This is a genomic window from Micromonospora echinospora (assembly GCF_014203425.1).
In the GTDB taxonomy this organism is placed as follows: Bacteria; Actinomycetota; Actinomycetes; order Mycobacteriales; family Micromonosporaceae; genus Micromonospora; species Micromonospora echinospora_A.
In genome coordinates, this window is sequence record NZ_JACHJC010000001.1 from 2853069 (window position 1) to 2867727 (window position 14659).

14 protein-coding genes are annotated in these 14659 nt (G+C 74.1%); 6 read left to right on the forward strand and 8 right to left on the reverse strand.

Annotated elements, in window-relative coordinates:
* Positions 1–23: 23 nt before the first annotated feature.
* Entirely contained in the window at positions 24–716 is a 693-nt protein-coding gene (locus tag FHU28_RS13535; RefSeq protein WP_184684133.1) for a hypothetical protein, read from the reverse strand.
* A 145-nt stretch (positions 717–861) separates the two neighbouring features.
* Between FHU28_RS13535 and FHU28_RS13540 the strand changes: the two genes are divergently transcribed.
* Together FHU28_RS13540 and FHU28_RS13545 are read left to right on the forward strand one after the other, a co-directional pair.
* Positions 862–1752 carry a DUF72 domain-containing protein gene (locus tag FHU28_RS13540; protein WP_184684135.1) on the forward strand — a complete coding sequence of 297 codons (891 nt, stop codon included), beginning with the start codon at positions 862–864 and terminating at the stop codon, positions 1750–1752.
* Positions 1753–1812: 60 nt separating this feature from the next.
* Positions 1813–1998 (forward strand): GTPase activator, encoded by a 186-nt coding sequence (locus tag FHU28_RS13545; RefSeq protein ID WP_260412944.1) that lies wholly within the window; start codon positions 1813–1815, stop codon positions 1996–1998.
* 9 nt (positions 1999–2007) lie between these two features.
* On the opposite strand, the gene FHU28_RS13550 is transcribed toward FHU28_RS13545, so the two are convergent.
* From FHU28_RS13550 to FHU28_RS13575, 6 genes are all read right to left on the reverse strand, one after another.
* The gene (locus tag FHU28_RS13550; RefSeq protein ID WP_184684138.1) at positions 2008–2391 is read right to left on the reverse strand and encodes a hypothetical protein; all 384 of its coding nucleotides are present in this window, start codon (positions 2389–2391) and stop codon (positions 2008–2010) included.
* 104 nt (positions 2392–2495) lie between these two features.
* Complete coding sequence (locus FHU28_RS13555) at positions 2496–3125, reverse strand: hypothetical protein (protein WP_184684140.1); 630 nt, start codon at positions 3123–3125, stop codon at positions 2496–2498.
* A gap of 70 nt (positions 3126–3195) precedes the next feature.
* Entirely contained in the window at positions 3196–4053 is an 858-nt protein-coding gene (locus tag FHU28_RS13560; RefSeq protein ID WP_184684142.1) for an alpha/beta hydrolase family protein, read from the reverse strand.
* Between the two features lie 133 nt (positions 4054–4186).
* The gene (locus tag FHU28_RS13565) at positions 4187–5404 is read right to left on the reverse strand and encodes a glycosyltransferase (protein WP_184684144.1); all 1218 of its coding nucleotides are present in this window, start codon (positions 5402–5404) and stop codon (positions 4187–4189) included.
* Between the two features lie 139 nt (positions 5405–5543).
* Positions 5544–5714, reverse strand: coding sequence for a carbamoyltransferase N-terminal domain-containing protein (locus FHU28_RS13570; RefSeq protein WP_425326177.1), 171 nt, complete (start codon positions 5712–5714; stop codon positions 5544–5546).
* Positions 5715–5879: 165 nt separating this feature from the next.
* Positions 5880–7091, reverse strand: coding sequence for a globin domain-containing protein (locus tag FHU28_RS13575; RefSeq protein ID WP_184684146.1), 1212 nt, complete (start codon positions 7089–7091; stop codon positions 5880–5882).
* A 154-nt stretch (positions 7092–7245) separates the two neighbouring features.
* On the opposite strand from FHU28_RS13575, the gene FHU28_RS13580 reads away from it, so the two are divergent.
* Positions 7246–7683 (forward strand): RrF2 family transcriptional regulator, encoded by a 438-nt coding sequence (locus FHU28_RS13580; RefSeq protein WP_184684148.1) that lies wholly within the window; start codon positions 7246–7248, stop codon positions 7681–7683.
* Positions 7683–8315, forward strand: coding sequence for a class I SAM-dependent methyltransferase (locus FHU28_RS13585; protein WP_184684150.1), 633 nt, complete (start codon positions 7683–7685; stop codon positions 8313–8315). Before FHU28_RS13580 ends, FHU28_RS13585 begins: the two co-directional genes overlap by 1 nt.
* Before the next feature lie 42 nt (positions 8316–8357).
* Here FHU28_RS13585 and FHU28_RS13590 read toward each other — a convergent pair whose 3' ends face one another.
* Entirely contained in the window at positions 8358–9614 is a 1257-nt protein-coding gene (locus FHU28_RS13590; RefSeq protein WP_184684152.1) for an SGNH/GDSL hydrolase family protein, read from the reverse strand.
* 347 nt (positions 9615–9961) lie between these two features.
* Here FHU28_RS13590 and FHU28_RS13595 point away from each other — a divergent pair, with 347 nt between their 5' ends.
* Both FHU28_RS13595 and FHU28_RS13600 read left to right on the forward strand, forming a co-directional pair.
* Complete coding sequence (locus FHU28_RS13595) at positions 9962–12019, forward strand: DNA topoisomerase IV subunit B (protein ID WP_221453966.1); 2058 nt, start codon at positions 9962–9964, stop codon at positions 12017–12019.
* A 32-nt stretch (positions 12020–12051) separates the two neighbouring features.
* The gene (locus FHU28_RS13600; protein ID WP_184684156.1) at positions 12052–14541 is read left to right on the forward strand and encodes a DNA gyrase/topoisomerase IV subunit A; all 2490 of its coding nucleotides are present in this window, start codon (positions 12052–12054) and stop codon (positions 14539–14541) included.
* The last annotated feature ends 118 nt before the right edge of the window (positions 14542–14659 follow it).

The window sequence follows — 14659 nt, forward strand, 5'->3', positions numbered from 1 at the left end:
GGGCACAAGGTACCAGCCGGTCGTCAGCCGGTACGCCGCCCGGGCGGGGTGCCGGAGGACCGCTTCGCCTGCCCCGGCGGGAGGACGTCCCTGCCCGGCGGGACGCCGGACGACTGGACCGGGTGAGCGGATCTGCCGCCGCCTCGCCCGCCGTCGGCCTTCCCCGGCGGGTCGTCGTCGCCCAGCAGCGCGGCGCAGTAGTCCGGCACGCGGTCGCGGCCCCCGGCCGCGGCGACGAGGTCGCGGAAGGCGGGTGTGGCCAGGGCGCGTCCCCGGTCCGCTTCGGCGAGGACCCGGTACGCGACGCAGAGGCCGGGCGGCGCGGACTGCTGCGGTGTCCGGGTCGCCGGTGAGACGGCCGGCAGGGCCGGGCGGGCCGACGGCGCGGGCGGCGCGGTGCCGACCGGCGGCGCCGCCGGGCGCGCGGCGTGCGGCAGGTTCCCGGTCGCGGCGAGCGCGACGCCGCTGGTGAGGGACGCGGCGAGCGCGGACACGGCCACTCGGACACCGAAGCTGACGCGGCGGCGACGGCGTGCGCGCCGGGCCTTCCGGAACGCCGCGACCGCTGCCGCCTCCCCGTCGAGTTCGCCAGTGCCGGGCGCGGTCCGGACGGCGGCCAGTACGGCCATCAGCCCCGGTGGAGCGGACGACGTGTCGCCGGGGCGGCCGGCGAGCAGCCGCTCGACGGTTTCCTGGTCCAGGCCGGATGCGTCCATCTCGTGACCCTCAGCGCCGCCACCCCGCCCCGCGTCACACTCCGGCACGGCGGAACGCCGGTGAGGTCGGTCACCCCGGTGCCGGTCACGGCCCGGATCGCATCTCCGGTTGCCGATGTCCGGCGGTCGCGGTGAACTGAATTACATGGGTGTCATCAAGGTGGGCACGTCCTCGTGGGCCGACCAGATGCTGGTCCGCTCCGGGTGGTATCCGCGCGGGGTCAACACGCCCGCCGGCCGGCTGGGCTTCTACGCCGAGCGCTTCGGCCTGGTCGAGGTGGACACGTCGTACTACGCGGTGCCGGCGCCGGAGACCACGGCGGGCTGGGCGGCGGCCACCCCGCCCGGCTTCACCTTCGACGTCAAGGCGTTCCGCCTCTTCACCGGCCACCACACCCCGGTCGACGCGCTGCCCAAGGACCTGCGCCCGGCCGGCGGTCCGAACCGGGTCCGGTGGCGCGACCTGCCCGCCGGGGCGTACGACGAGCTGTGGGACCGGTTCCACGCGGCGCTGACGCCGCTCGCGGCGGCCGACCGGCTCGGCGCCGTGCTGTTGCAGTTCCCGCCCTGGCTGGCCCGCACCGACGCGGCCCGGCGGCGGATCCTGGACGCCGCGCGGCGCTGCCGCCCCTGGCCGGTCACCGTCGAGCTGCGGCACTCCTCCTGGTTCACCGAGGACGCGATGGCCGACACCGTGACGTTCCTGCGCGAGAACGACCTCGGGTACGCCTGCGTGGACATGCCGCAGGGGCACGTCTCCTCGGTGCCGCCGATCCTGGTCGCCACCACCGACCTGGCCGTGATCCGGTTCCACGGGCACAGCACGGCCTGGGAGAGCGGGGACAAGCAGGAGCGGTTCCGCTACGCCTACGGCGAGCGGGAGCTGCGGCACTGGTCGGTGCTGCTGCGCGAGCTGGCCGGCCAGTGCGCCGAGCTGCACGTGCTGATGAACAACTGCTGCGGCGACCAGGCCCAGCGCGACGCCGCGAGCCTGGCCGACCTGCTCGGCGTGGCGCCCGCCGCCGCGCGCGCCTGAGGTTTTCCCGGCTTCCTCCCGGGTACCGCCGGGTTCGTGGACGACCACGAAGGGGGATCAGTGGAGCAGCGACGCGGCGAGGACGAGCGGGACCCGCGGGCGACCCGGGAGGCCGAGGAGGCCCACGGCGGCAGCATGGCGCCGGGCCTGGTGGACGACACCGGGCACCCGGTGGCGGAGTCGCCGGTGCCGGAAAACGAGCCGTCGGCGCCGGGCCGGCCGGGCGAGGACGGCACCGGCTCCTGACGGCCGCGCTCAGGGGCGCGTCTCCGGGCGCATCCCGGTCGCCTTCTCCAGCGCGTTGTCACCGAGGTCGCCGTCCGCGCGGTCGTCCGGGAACGTCCGCGCCGACGGGGCCGGATCCGGCGGCGCGCCCGGCCCGGCCTCCGGCGTCCGGGTCGGCTCGACGGTCCCGAACCCGTGCCGGCCCGCCTTCGGCCCGCCCGGTCCGGCCCCGGCCGCCCGGCGCTCACCGAGCCGCCCCTCGGGCACTGCCGTCTCCTCGCTGCCCTCGTCCATCGGGTCGTCGTCACCCGCGCCCCACGGCGCGTCGGCGTCGAAGCCGCCGGTGGTGCCCCACGGCGCGGCCGACTCCGGCCCGCGCCCGTCGCCCGTACCCGTGCGGTCCCTGCTGGTCATGGTCACCTCACCTTGGCTGCTGGCCACCGGCGTGGCCGGTCCGGTCCCGGGGGCACCGCGCGGCCGACGGCCCACCCCGATGTGGGCCGTCGGCCGCGCGGTGGTCAGCGGGCGGCCCCGACCAGATGACGGCCGGCCGCGCCGACGGCGGCGACCTTGCCGATGTTCTTCGGCGCGGACATGATGCCGCCCGCGCGGTCCAGCATGCCCCGGAACACCTGCCCCGGCTTCTGCTGCTCACCCATGTACGCCGACACCACGACCAGCGCGCCGGTCATCGCCGGCACCGCCCACTGGAGCAGCTTCATCTGCCTCTGGCTGGCCGCGACGTTCGCCGGTGTGTGGTGGTTCGGCTCGGTGGTCCCCTCGACCGGCGGGCCGCCGGCCCGTTCCAGCCGCCTGCCGACCATCCGGCTGTAACCGGTCACCGCCAGCGCGCCGAGCGTGAGCGCGGTCTTCACCGCGCTGATCTTCCCCACGCCCGCCTGGCGGGCCATCCGCGGGCTCTCGGTGACCAGCTCGCCGACCGCGCCGGCCAGGTGGGCCCCGATCGCCGCCGCGTTGACCGGCGTCCATCGTGCCCAGCCGGCCGAGGCCACCGGCAGCCGCTGGGTCGTGTCGTTGATCCGTGCCGCCGCGCCGTTGACGCCGAGCGCCCCCATCAGGGAACCGCCGAACCAGGCCGCCAGGCCCAGGTCGTGCATCGAGCGCAGCGTGGTGTGCCGTTCTGACATCAGATCCCCCTCCGCCGTGTTCGGGCGGTGCGGCATACCCACGATCGGGCGACTCACGCCCGGGCGTGGCTCAGCGGCGGGGGAGCGTGCCCGCGAACGCGGCGATCCGGGCGGCCAGCGGCGCCGACGCGCGTACCCAGGTGAAGTGGTCCAGCGGCGCGCCCGCCTCGGCGACCGTGTAGCGGTGCCGCGTCACCGGCGCCTCAGCCAGCTTCTCGCAGAGGTGGTCGAGCGTCTCGTGCGGCGTGTACTGGTCGTCGTCGACGCTGACCGCGAGCACCGGGGTGCGGATCCGCCGCACGGCGGCCTCCGCGTCCACGCCGTCCAGCGCCGGGAACCGGCCGGTGCGGGCGGTGTGCGCCCAGTCGCGGATCACGCCGGCGGCCTGCCGGCCGCCGAAACCCCAGCCGGGCCAGACGCCGAGCAGCCGCGCCGTCGCGGCGATCCCCTGGGTGTACGGCAGCACGCCCCACCCGCGCAGACCCGGGTACCGCCGCCACCACGGCAGCCCCACCGCCACCAGGGCCAGGCCGTCCACCCGGTCGGCGTCGTGCAGCGCCTGGTGCAGCACCGCCACCTGGCCGCCGAGGGAGTGCCCGAGCAGCAGCCGGGTCCGCCCGTCCAGCCGGGGCTTGAGCGCGTCGAGCACGGCGCCGATGTCGGCGGCCATCTCCTGGTAGCCGTACCGGCAGGCGCGCGACGGCGCCGGGGTGCTCTCGCCGGTGCCGCGCAGGTCGGCCACGATCACCGCCAGCCCGGCGTCACGCAGCGCGGCGGCGAACGGCCGGTAGTAGCGGGCGCGCACGCCCATGGCCGGCCAGATCAGCACCACCGGCGCGCCGGGCGGACCGGCCGGCTCCGGGTGGATCTGCACGCCGATGCGCGCGCCGTCGACGTCCACGAACTCCTGGGTGTACTCCCCGCTCACCCGGATCAGCGTACGGACCGGCGCTACCGGTGGGTAGCAAGGGGTGGGCGGTTCCGCTGCGCGGGCGCGGCGCCAGGCGTACGCCGCCGGCGTAGCCCGGTCAGGTGGGTGTCGAGCGGGTCCAGGCCGGTCATCAGGCCACCGCCGGTGTGGGCCGGGCCGCGCCGACGAGCGTGCCGTAGACCGCGCCGAGCTGTTCGGCGCAGCGCTTCCAGGAGTACCGGCTGCGGATGCGGTCGAGCGCGGCGGTGGCGTACGTGAAGCGGCGCACGTTGTCGCCGAGCAGCCGGCGCAGCGCGGTGCCCAGCGCCCGGGGGTCACGCGGCGGCACCAGGTCACCGGTGAGCCCGTCCACCACGCTGTCGGCGATGCCGCCCACGTTCGTGCCGATCACCGGCACGCCGCAGGCCATGCCCTCCAGCGGGGTGAGCCCGAACGGCTCGTACCAGGGGGCGGCGACGAGCACGTCCGCCGACCGGTACCAGGCGCCCATCTCCTCCCGCGGCACGCCGCCGAGCAGCCGTACCCGGTCGGCCACGCCGCAGGACTCGGCGAGCGCGGACAGCCGGCGGGCGAACGAGTCGGCGGGCAGCAGGTCGGCCGGCGGGCCGCCCACCACCACGCACTCCGCGTCCGGCACCGCGGGCAGCGCCCGGACCACGTCGAGGAAGCCCTTGCGCTCGACCATCCGCCCGACGGTGAGGATGCGCGGGCGGGCCCTGTGGCGCGGCGCGACCGGGCCGTCCGGGCGGAACACCGCCTCGTTGACGCCGGACGGGACCAGCGCCATCCGGGACCGGGGCACGCCCATCCGCACCAGCTCGGCGACCTCGTCGGCGCACTGCACGATCACCCGGTCGACGGCCCGGCCGAGGGCCCGTTCGTAGCCGATGCGCCCCGGTGGACTCGTGTCCCGGGCGCCCTGGTGGCGGCGCTTGACGGTGCCGAGCGCGTGGTACGTCAGCACGGTCGGTACCCCGGTGCGGCGCCCGGCGTGCACAGTGGCCAGTCCGCTCATCCAGAAGTGCGCGTGCGCCACGTCCGGGGTCCAGCCGCCTCGGCGCCAGGTGTCCGCCAGCCAGCTGCCGAACTCGCCCATGTACGGCAGCAGTTCGTCCTTCGGCGCCCGGCGGGCGGGACCGGCCGGCACGTGCCACACCTCGTAGCCGTCCGGCGCGGGAACCGCCTCGGGCAGCGCGGGACAGTCGCGACGGGTGTAGACGCGGACGTCGTGTCCCGCGCCGACGAGCGCGGACGCGAGTTCCGCGACGTGGGTCTTCTGGCCGCCGCCGTCCTCCTCGCCGAGGACGGCGAGCGGGCTGGCGTGCTCGGAAATCATCGCGATGCGCATGTCTCCTCCTCCAAGATCCGGTCCCGGTCGGCGAGGAAGCGGTCCAAGCCGAAGCGTTCCTTCGCCACCTCGCGTGCGACGCTGTCCGGCCACGGGTAGGTGCGCGCCCGGCCGCGCCCGTACGGCCCCCGGCCCGGGGTTACCACGCGGCGGACAGCTCGGGCAGCTCCCACGCGGAGAACGGCACCGGCCGCTTGCCGTGCTTGCGACGGCTGAACCGCTCCTCCTCGGCGGCGGCCACCACCCGGCCGTCGACCACCAGGGCGGCGGCCGGGTCGTGGAAGATCGCGTTGATGCCGAGGACACGCATGGGAGGACCCCTACCCTCGTGATCCGCCCCTAACCTGTAGATCATCGACTTCCGTGTACGCCGGTTTCCTCCGGTGTGGAGGTCCCCCGTGCGCTGGTCAGGGCATCGACGCGTGTTCACGCGGGGAAGATCGGGTCGGTGAAGTCCTGTTTCGCGGCGGGGCAGTCAGCCCGGCAGCATCCCGGGGCCGAACACCTCGTAGGCGATCTGCTCGTCCGGTACCCCCCGGCGCAGCAGGTTGGCCCGGACCAGGTTCATGAACGCGATCGGGCCGCACAGGTGCGCGGTCACCCCGGCGGGCAGCCGGACGCGGTCCGGGTCGATCAGCCCGGTGGACACCTCCGCCTTCAGGCCCGGCAGGTCGGCTCCGGCGGCGTCGAGATACCAGAGGTGGACGGTCAGGTTCGGCAGCCGCTGCTGGAGCGCGGGCAGTTCCTGCCGCAGCGCGTGCGCCTCGGCGGCGCGGTCGGCGTGCGCCAGCGTCACCCGTCGCCCGGGGTCCCGGTCGGCCAGGTGGGCCAGCGCCGCCATCGCCGGGGTGAGCCCGATACCGGCGCTGGCCAGCAGCAGCGGTCCGTCGCCGCCGGCCGCGTCCACCTCGCCGAATGCCGGGCTGAGCCGCAGCGTGTCGCCGACCGCGACCCGCTCGTGCAGGTGACCGGAGACCATCCCGTCGGGCGCGCCGCCCGCGCCGCGTACCCGCTTCACGGTGATCCGCCACTCCTCGGCGCCGGGGCGGCCGGAGAGGCTGTACTGGCGGATCTGCTGTCCCCGGCCGCCGTCCAGGTCGACAGCGACCGAGACGTACCGGCCGGGGGTGAAGCCGGGCGCGGCGCCGCCGTCGGCCGGCGCGAGGGTGAGCGAGACGACGTCGGCGCTCTCCCGGGCCCGGCCGGTCACCCGCCAGTCCTGCCACACCGGACCGCCCTCGGGTACGCCGGCGCCCGCGTAGAGCCGCGCCTCGCGGGCGATCAGTTCGCAGGCCAGCAGCCAGTAGACCTCGTCCCAGGCGGCGGCCACCTCCGGGGTGACGGCGTCGCCGAGCACCTCGCCGACGGCGGCGAGCAGGTGCCGGCCGACGATCGGGTACTGGGTGGCGGTGATGCCGAGCGAGGCGTGCTTGTGCGCGATCCGGTCCAGGACCGGGCCCCACGGCATGCCGGTGTCGCCGGTCAGGTGGGCCGCGTACGCGACCACTGCCGAGGCGAGGGCGGCCTTCTGCGCCCCGGTGGCCTGGTTGCCCCGGTTGAACAGGTCCAGCAGGTCCGGGTGGGCGTCGAACATCCGCTGGTAGAAGCGGCCGGTGATGGCCTCGCCGTGTGCCCGTACGACGGGCAGGGTGGCGGTCACGACTGCGGCTGAGGATTCCGAGAGCACTACCGAATCTCCTTCCGAGACTCAAACAGGTCGATCTCCACGAAACAGGTATTCAAGATTCCTCTTTAGGGTCGAAGGTCCCGGGAGCGTGGTGGCATGGGTCACCGTGAATCTGCTTGTGTCGCGGATGGCACCGAATGGCTAGGGTCGGTGCGTGAGGCTCAACCGGTCGACCGACATGGCGTTGCGGATCGCCATGCTCACCGCCGCGTCCCCGGTCCGGGCCACAGTCGACGAGCTCGCCACCCGGCTCGCGCTGCCCCGCAGCCACGTCGCCAAGGTGGTGCAGCGGCTGCAACGCATCGGCGTCCTGGTGACCATCCGGGGCCGCTCCGGCGGCGTCGCCTTCGCCGAACACGCGAGTGACCTCACCGTCGGCCAGGTGGTCCGTGCCTTCGAGGGCGACGGCGAGGTGGTCAACTGCGCGCAGCCGGTCTGCCCCCTGATTGCCGAGTGCCGGCTGCGCGGTGAGCTGCGCCGCGCGCAGGCCGCCTTCCTCGCCGTGCTCGACGGGGTACGCCTCGGCGACCTCGTGGACGGATCCGCCGGCCCGCTCCTGCTCAGCCTCGGCGCCCCACCGGCCGGTCGCTGATGGCCGTCTCCCATCCGATCTTCGCCCGGATCTTCGCCCGCGCCAGCGTCGCCATGGACCAGGCCGGCATGGCCGGGCACCGCGCCCGCCTGGTCGCCGGGCTGCGCGGCCGGGTGGTAGAGGTCGGCGCCGGCAACGGACGCAACCTGACGCACTACCCGGCGGGCGTGACCGGGGTGCTCGCCGTCGAGCCGGAACCGCGCCTGCGCGCGCTGGCCCGCGCCGCCGCGCCGGGCGCCCCGGTGCCGGTCACAGTCGCCGCCGGACTGGCCGAGGAACTGCCCGTCGCCGACGGCGCCGCCGACGCGGTGGTGCTGTCGCTGGTGCTCTGCTCGGTGCCGGACCAGGCGGTGGCGCTGCGCGAGGCGCGCCGGGTGCTGCGGCCCGGCGGCGAGCTGCGCTTCTACGAACACGTGGTGGCGCAGACGCCGGGACTGCGCCGGGCCCAGCGCCTCGCCGACGCCACGCTCTGGCCGCTGTTCTGCGCCGGCTGCCACACCGCCCGGGACACGGTGGCCGCGATCGGGGCGGCCGGCTTCACGGTGACCCGGCTGGACCGGTTCCGCTTCCCGCCGACCGGGCTGCCGGGGCCGGCGTCGCCGCACGTGCTCGGCACCGCGATCCGGGCCTGACGCCGGCCGGCGTCCCGCGCGCGGGACGCCGGCCGGCGCTTCTCAGCTCACCCGCACCGTGCCGTCCGACGCGCGGACGCAGGAGACGGTACGGGCGCCGGTCGCCGCCGCGCCGGCCAGGCACCGGCCGAGCACCTTGTGCCCTGCCGCGTTCGGGTGCCACGACTCCTGGCAGGTCTGGAAGTACGTGCCGCAGGCGTTGGCGATCCGCTGGATGTCGAGCTTGTCGTACCCGGAGAGGCTGGTGACGAACGTGCCGGTCGGGCCGTCCATCAGCCGGATCGGCGTGGCCAGGGCGTTGCCCGGGCTGCCTGTCGACTCGCACAGCCGGGCCCCGTCGAACGCGCGCTGCACGTTCAGGTAGACCAGGTCGTCCTGCGGGAACTCACCGGCGAGCGTGCCGCGCACCGAGCTGACCAGCGTGCCGAGTCCCTGCGAGAAACGGTGCCCGGGCGCCAGGCTGGCCCGGTGGATCGGGCAGCCGGCCGCGTACCGCTCGGCGCCGAGCGCGCGGAACTTGTCCCGGGTGTCGTCCCGGCTGTCCTCGGTCCAGTAGCTCTGGTCCAGCTCCGGCGGCAGCGGGTTGGTGTAGTCCTGGAACACCACCCGGTGCTGGCCGTCGGCGTCGACCTCGTCGAGCGTGGTGAGCAGCCGCCGCAGCGCCGTGGTGGCCTCCGTGGTGGCGGCGGCGAACTGCGCGGCCGTGCCGAGGTCGGCGTCCGTGCACGGCTTCTGCTCCACCGGCCCGCCCAGGTACGCCCAGAACTCCCACCAGCCGGTCCAGGCGTCGGCGATGAACCGGTTGGCGCACTTCTCCGCGACGCTGCCGAAGGTGAACGAGCTGTTGTTGGAGCCGAGGCCGACCAGGACCAGGTCGATGTCGTGGGTCCGCGCCACCGTCCGGAGCTGGTCGAGCTGGGCGGCCACCTGCCGTCCCTTGGCCCGGGTGGCCGAGGCGCCGGCGATGTCGTACGGCTGCCCGCCCGAGCAGGCCAGGTTGAACCGCGCGGAGATGCCCGGCAGGTCGGCCTGGAACAGCGAGGCGTTGGGCGAGCGGTGGCAGAAGTAGGCGTTGGCGTTGGCGGCGGACCACCCGGGGAAGCCCTGGGCCACCCCGTTGACGTCCACCACCGGCGCGTACGCCCCGGCGCCCTCGCCGCTGATGAAGCTGTCACCCAGCGCCACCGCGGCGGTGGGCAGCGCGGCGGCGGCCGGCCGGGCGGGCGCCGCCGCGGCGGGTAACGCCACAGTGGCGAGCGCCAGCGCCGCCGCGAGCACGGAACGACGGAACACGGACATGCCCGACCTCCCAGACATAGAAATGTGAAAGATTCTTTGGGATGGCGATCAGATCACGCGCGTGTGACGGACGTCAATGCCCCGACATCTGAGAACCCTCGTCGGGGAAGACATCCGGCTCGCGGGTCGTTGTGCCGCCTGGACGCCCCGTCCGCCCCGCCCGGCCGCCGCACGCGGCGGCGGCGCGGACCCGGACGCGAGGTCCGTCGCGCAACGCACCGCCCCGGTACCGCCGACCTGTCAGGGCATCCGGCTAGGCTCGCTCCGGCGCGCCGCGCCCGGCGATCATCGTGGGGGAGTCACACGGTGAACGGCACCACACCGCCGAGACCTGGGAGTACGACCAGTTGACCGCACAGCCTGAGACCCTTTACGGGGCCGACGACCTGACGCACCTGGAGGGCCTCGACGCCGTCCGCAAGCGCCCCGGCATGTACATCGGCTCGACCGACAGCCGTGGCGTGGGTCACCTCGTCAACGAGATCCTCGACAACTCGACAGACGAGGGTGTCGCGGGTCACGCCACCACTGTCGACGTGATCCTGCACGCCGACGGGTCGGTCCAGGTCGACGACGACGGCCGGGGCATCCCCACCGACGTGCACGCCAAGTCCGGCATCTCCGGCGTCGAGCTGGTGCTCACCCGCCTGCACGCGGGCGGCAAGTTCGGCGGCTCCGGCTACAAGACCTCCGGCGGCCTGCACGGCGTCGGCGCCTCCGCGGTGAACGCGCTGTCCCGCCGCTTCGACGTCACCGTCCGGCGCGCCGGCAAGATCCACGCCATGTCGTTCCGCCACGGCGTACCGGGCGTCTTCGACGCAGACGGCCCCGACGCGGCGTTCACCCCCGGCCCCGGCCTGCAGATCGTCGGCGCCATGAAGCGCGGGCAGCGCACCGGCACCTCGATCCGCTGGTGGCACGACCCTCGCTACTTCGAGACCGGCGCCGCGCTCGACACCGAGGCGGTCCGGCTCAAGCTGCGCAACACCGCCTTCCTCGTCCCCGGCGTGGCCTACCGGCTGCTCGACAAGACCGGCGAGGAGGCCGTCGAGGAGCGCTTCCACTTCCCCGACGGCCTGACCGACATGGTGGAATACCTCGCCCCGGCCGGCGACCGGCCGGTCTCCGGCACGCTGCTGGTCACCGGCGAGGGCACCTACCGGGAGAACGCCGCCGACGCCAACGGCGTCATGCAGTCCAACGTGCAGCGCCGCGCCGAGGTCGAGGTGGCGTTCCGCTGGGGCACCGGCTACGAGCGCACCGTCGAGTGCTTCACCAACACCATCCGCAACGCCCACGGCGGCACCCACCGCAAGGGCTTCGAGCGGGCGCTGGCGCGTACCCTCGCCGACGCCGCCCGCAACGCCCGCGGCCTGCTCAAGCCCAAGGAGGACGCGCCCACCCTGGACGACGTCCTGGAGGGCATGACCGCCGTGGTGCACGTACGCATCCCGGAGCCGCAGTTCACCTCGCAGACCAAGGACGAGCTGTCCACCGCCGGCATCACCAAGGTGCTCCAGGGCCTGGTCGAGGCGCACCTCAAGAGCTGGCTGGACGACCGCCGGACCAAGGCCGAGGCCCGTACGGTGCTCCAGAAGATCGTCGACGCCGCCCGGGTGCGCCTGACCCAGAAGCAGCAGAAGGACGCCGCCCGCCGCAAGACCGCGCTGGAGGGCGCGGCCATGCCGGCCAAGCTGGTCGACTGCCGGGCCACCGGGGTCGAGCGCAGCGAGCTGTTCATCGTGGAGGGCGACAGCGCATTGGGCACGAGCCGCATGGCCCGCTCGTCGGAATACCAGGCGCTGCTGCCGATCCGCGGCAAGATCCTCAACGTGCAGAAGGCCAACCTCCAGCAGGTGCTGGACAACGCCGAGTGCGCCGCGATCGTGCAGGTGCTCGGCGCCGGCTCGGGCCGCACGTTCGACCTGTCCGCCCTGCGGTACGGCCGGGTGCTCATCATGGCCGACGCGGACGTCGACGGCGCGCACATCCGTACCCTGCTGATCACGCTGTTCGCCCGCTACATGCGGCCGCTGATCGAGGCCGGGCGGCTCTACGCGGCGATGCCGCCCCTGCACAAGATCACCACGAAGGGCCGCAACCCGCAGACCGTCTACACCTACACCCAGGCCGAGATGGAGGCGACGGTCCGCAAGCTGGAGAAGGCCGGCAAGCAGATCGTCACGCCGATCCCGCGCTTCAAGGGCCTCGGTGAGATGGACGCCGACGAGCTGTGGGAGACCACCATGAACCCGGCCACCCGGGCGGTCCGCCGCATCACGCTCGACGACGTCGACGCCGCCGAGCGGATCCTCGAACTGCTCATGGGGGAGAAGGTCGAGCCCCGCCGCAACTGGCTGATCGACTCCGCCGACCGGGTCGACCGCGACGCCATCGACGCCTGACCACCGGGTTCGTTTCGGAAGGAAACCGCACCATGGCACGCCGCAAGGACGACCGCGCGAAGGCGGATCTGGCCGCCTTCGACCAGGCCGGCGCCCGGGTCTTCGACAACCCGCTGGTCACCGAGGTCTCGGACTCCTACCTGGAGTACGCGTTCTCGGTCATCCACTCCCGCGCCCTGCCCGACGCCCGCGACGGGCTCAAGCCGGTGCACCGGCGCATCCTCTGGTCGATGCACGAGCAGGGCCACCGCCCGGACCGGGGCCACGTCAAGAGCGCCCGCATCGTCGGCGACGTGATGGGCAAGTACCACCCGCACGGCGACACCGCGATCTACGACGCGATGGTGCGGCTGGCGCAGGACTTCTCGCTCAACGTCCCGCTCATCGACGGGCACGGCAACTTCGGTTCCCCGGACGACGGACCGGCCGCGGCGCGCTACACGGAAGCCCGGATGTCGCGGGAGGCGATGCTGCTCACCGGCGAGCTGGGTGAGGCCACCGTCGACGTCGAGCCGAACTACGACGGCTCGCTGACCCAGCCCACGGTGCTGCCTGCGGCGTTCCCGAACCTGCTCGTCAACGGCGCGTCAGGCATCGCGGTCGGCATGGCCACGAACATGATCCCGCACAACCTCGGCGAGGTCGTCCAGGCCGCCCGCTGGCTGATCAACCACCCGGACGCCACGCTGGACAAGCTCATGGAGTTCGTCCCCGGCCCCGACCTGCCCACCGGTGGGCTGCTGCTCGGCCTGGACGAGGTGCGCCGCGCGTACGAGACCGGGCGCGGCGTGGTGCGCATGCGCGGCCGGGTGGAGATCGGCCCGCTGGAGGGCAGCCGCGGCCGGCAGGCCATCACCGTCACCGAGCTGCCGTACGGCGTCGGCGCCGAGAAGGTCATCGCGGCCATCACCAACGAGGTGAACAAGACCAAGCGGCTGACCGGCATCGCCGACGTCAAGGACCTCACCGACCGGGAGAACGGCACCCGCCTGGTGGTGGAATGCAAGGTCGGCGTGAACCCGCAGGCCCTGCTGGCCGACCTCTACCGGCTCACCCCGCTGGAGCAGTCCTTCGGCGTGAACAACCTGGTGCTCGTCGACGGTCAGCCGCGCACGCTCGGGCTCAAGGAGCTGCTCGACGTGTTCCTGGCGCACCGCTACGAGGTGGTGACCCGGCGCACCGCGTACCGCAAGCGCAAGCGGGAGGAACGCCTGCACCTGGTCGACGGTCTCCTGATCGCCCTGCTCGACATCGACCGGGTGGTCAAGCTGATCCGGGCCAGCGAGGACGCCCAGGCCGCCAAGGACGGCCTGATGCAGAAGTTCAAGCTCTCCGAGATCCAGGCCGCGTACATCCTGGACACCCCGCTGCGCCGCCTGACCAAGTACGACCGGCTGGAGCTGGAGGCCGAGCAGGAGAAGCTGCGCGGCGAGATCGCCGAGCTGTCGAAGATCCTGGACGACTCCAAGGTGCTGCGGAAGGTGGTCTCCGACGAGCTGGCCGCCGTGGTGAAGCAGTTCGGCGCGCCGCGGCGCACCACGCTCGTCGACGGTGACCTCAAGGAGGTGCTCGCCGCCTCGGTGCCGGCCGGCCCGCTGGAGGTGGCCGACGACCCGTGCCAGGTGATCCTCTCCGCCACCGGGCTGGTCGCGCGGACCGCGGCCGAGTCGGAGGAGGCCGCCGAGGCGCGCCGGCGCAGCGGCCGGGTCAAGCACGACGCGGTACGCGCGGTGGTGCACTCCACCGCACGGGGGCGCGTGCTGCTGGTGACCAGCGCCGGTCGCGCCTTCAAGATCGACGTGCTGCCGCTGCCGGTGCTGCCCGAGCAGTCCGGCACGGTGTCGCTGCGCGGCGGCATGTCGGCGGCGGAACTGGCGCCGCTGGAGCCGGGCGAGACAGTCGTCGGGCTGGCCCCGCTGGGGCCGTCCGCGCAGGGTTCCCCCGGGCTGGCGCTCGGTACCCGGGCGGGCGTGGTCAAGGTGTGCGCGCCGGACTGGCCGGTCCGCTCCGACGAGTTCGAGGTGATCTCGTTGCGTGACGGCGACGAGGTGATCGGCGCGACGTGGCTGACCGACGGCGCCGAGACACTGGCGTTCGTCTCCTCGGAGGCGTCGTTGCTGCGCTTCGCCGCGTCTGTGGTACGCCCGCAGGGGCCCAAGGGTGGCGGCATGGCCGGCATCAGCCTGCCCGCCGGCGCGCGGGCGGTGTTCTTCGGCGCGATCCGCACCGACGACGCGGCGCACGGTGAGCCGATGGTGGTCACCTCGACCGGCGCCACGGTGAAGGTGACGCCGTTCAAGGCGTACCCGGCGAAGGGGAGAGCGACCGGCGGCGTACGCGCGCAGCGGTTCCTCAAGGGTGAGCTGGAGCTGTCGGTGGCCTGGATCGGCCCGCGGCCGGTGGGCGCGACCGCCACCGGCGACCCGGTGGATCTGCCGCCGGCCGACCCGCGCCGGGACGGCTCCGGCTTCGCCGTGATGCTCGGCCCCACCGTGGTGGGCCACCACATCGACCGCGACTGACCACCGCGCAGGGGGCGGCCACCCCAAGCCACCCGCCCCCCACCCGCGACTCGTTGATCAAGGAGTTTGCGGGCTTCTAGCGCCCTCCACGACCCCCAAACTCCTTGATCACCGAGGT

Excerpts from the sequence above, each read along its gene's own strand:
- FHU28_RS13565 (WP_184684144.1), bottom strand. The coding sequence starts at position 5,404 with ATGCGCATCGCGATGATTTCCGAGCACGCCAGCCCGCTCGCCGTCCTC.
- FHU28_RS13555 (WP_184684140.1), bottom strand. The coding sequence starts at position 3,125 with ATGTCAGAACGGCACACCACGCTGCGCTCGATGCACGACCTGGGCCTG.
- FHU28_RS13550 (WP_184684138.1), bottom strand. The coding sequence starts at position 2,391 with ATGACCAGCAGGGACCGCACGGGTACGGGCGACGGGCGCGGGCCGGAG.
- FHU28_RS13570 (WP_425326177.1), bottom strand. The coding sequence starts at position 5,714 with ATGCGTGTCCTCGGCATCAACGCGATCTTCCACGACCCGGCCGCCGCC.
- FHU28_RS13540 (WP_184684135.1), top strand. The coding sequence starts at position 862 with ATGGGTGTCATCAAGGTGGGCACGTCCTCGTGGGCCGACCAGATGCTG.
- FHU28_RS13585 (WP_184684150.1), top strand. The coding sequence starts at position 7,683 with ATGGCCGTCTCCCATCCGATCTTCGCCCGGATCTTCGCCCGCGCCAGC.
- FHU28_RS13590 (WP_184684152.1), bottom strand. The coding sequence starts at position 9,614 with ATGTCCGTGTTCCGTCGTTCCGTGCTCGCGGCGGCGCTGGCGCTCGCC.
- FHU28_RS13535 (WP_184684133.1), bottom strand. The coding sequence starts at position 716 with ATGGACGCATCCGGCCTGGACCAGGAAACCGTCGAGCGGCTGCTCGCC.
- FHU28_RS13600 (WP_184684156.1), top strand. The coding sequence starts at position 12,052 with ATGGCACGCCGCAAGGACGACCGCGCGAAGGCGGATCTGGCCGCCTTC.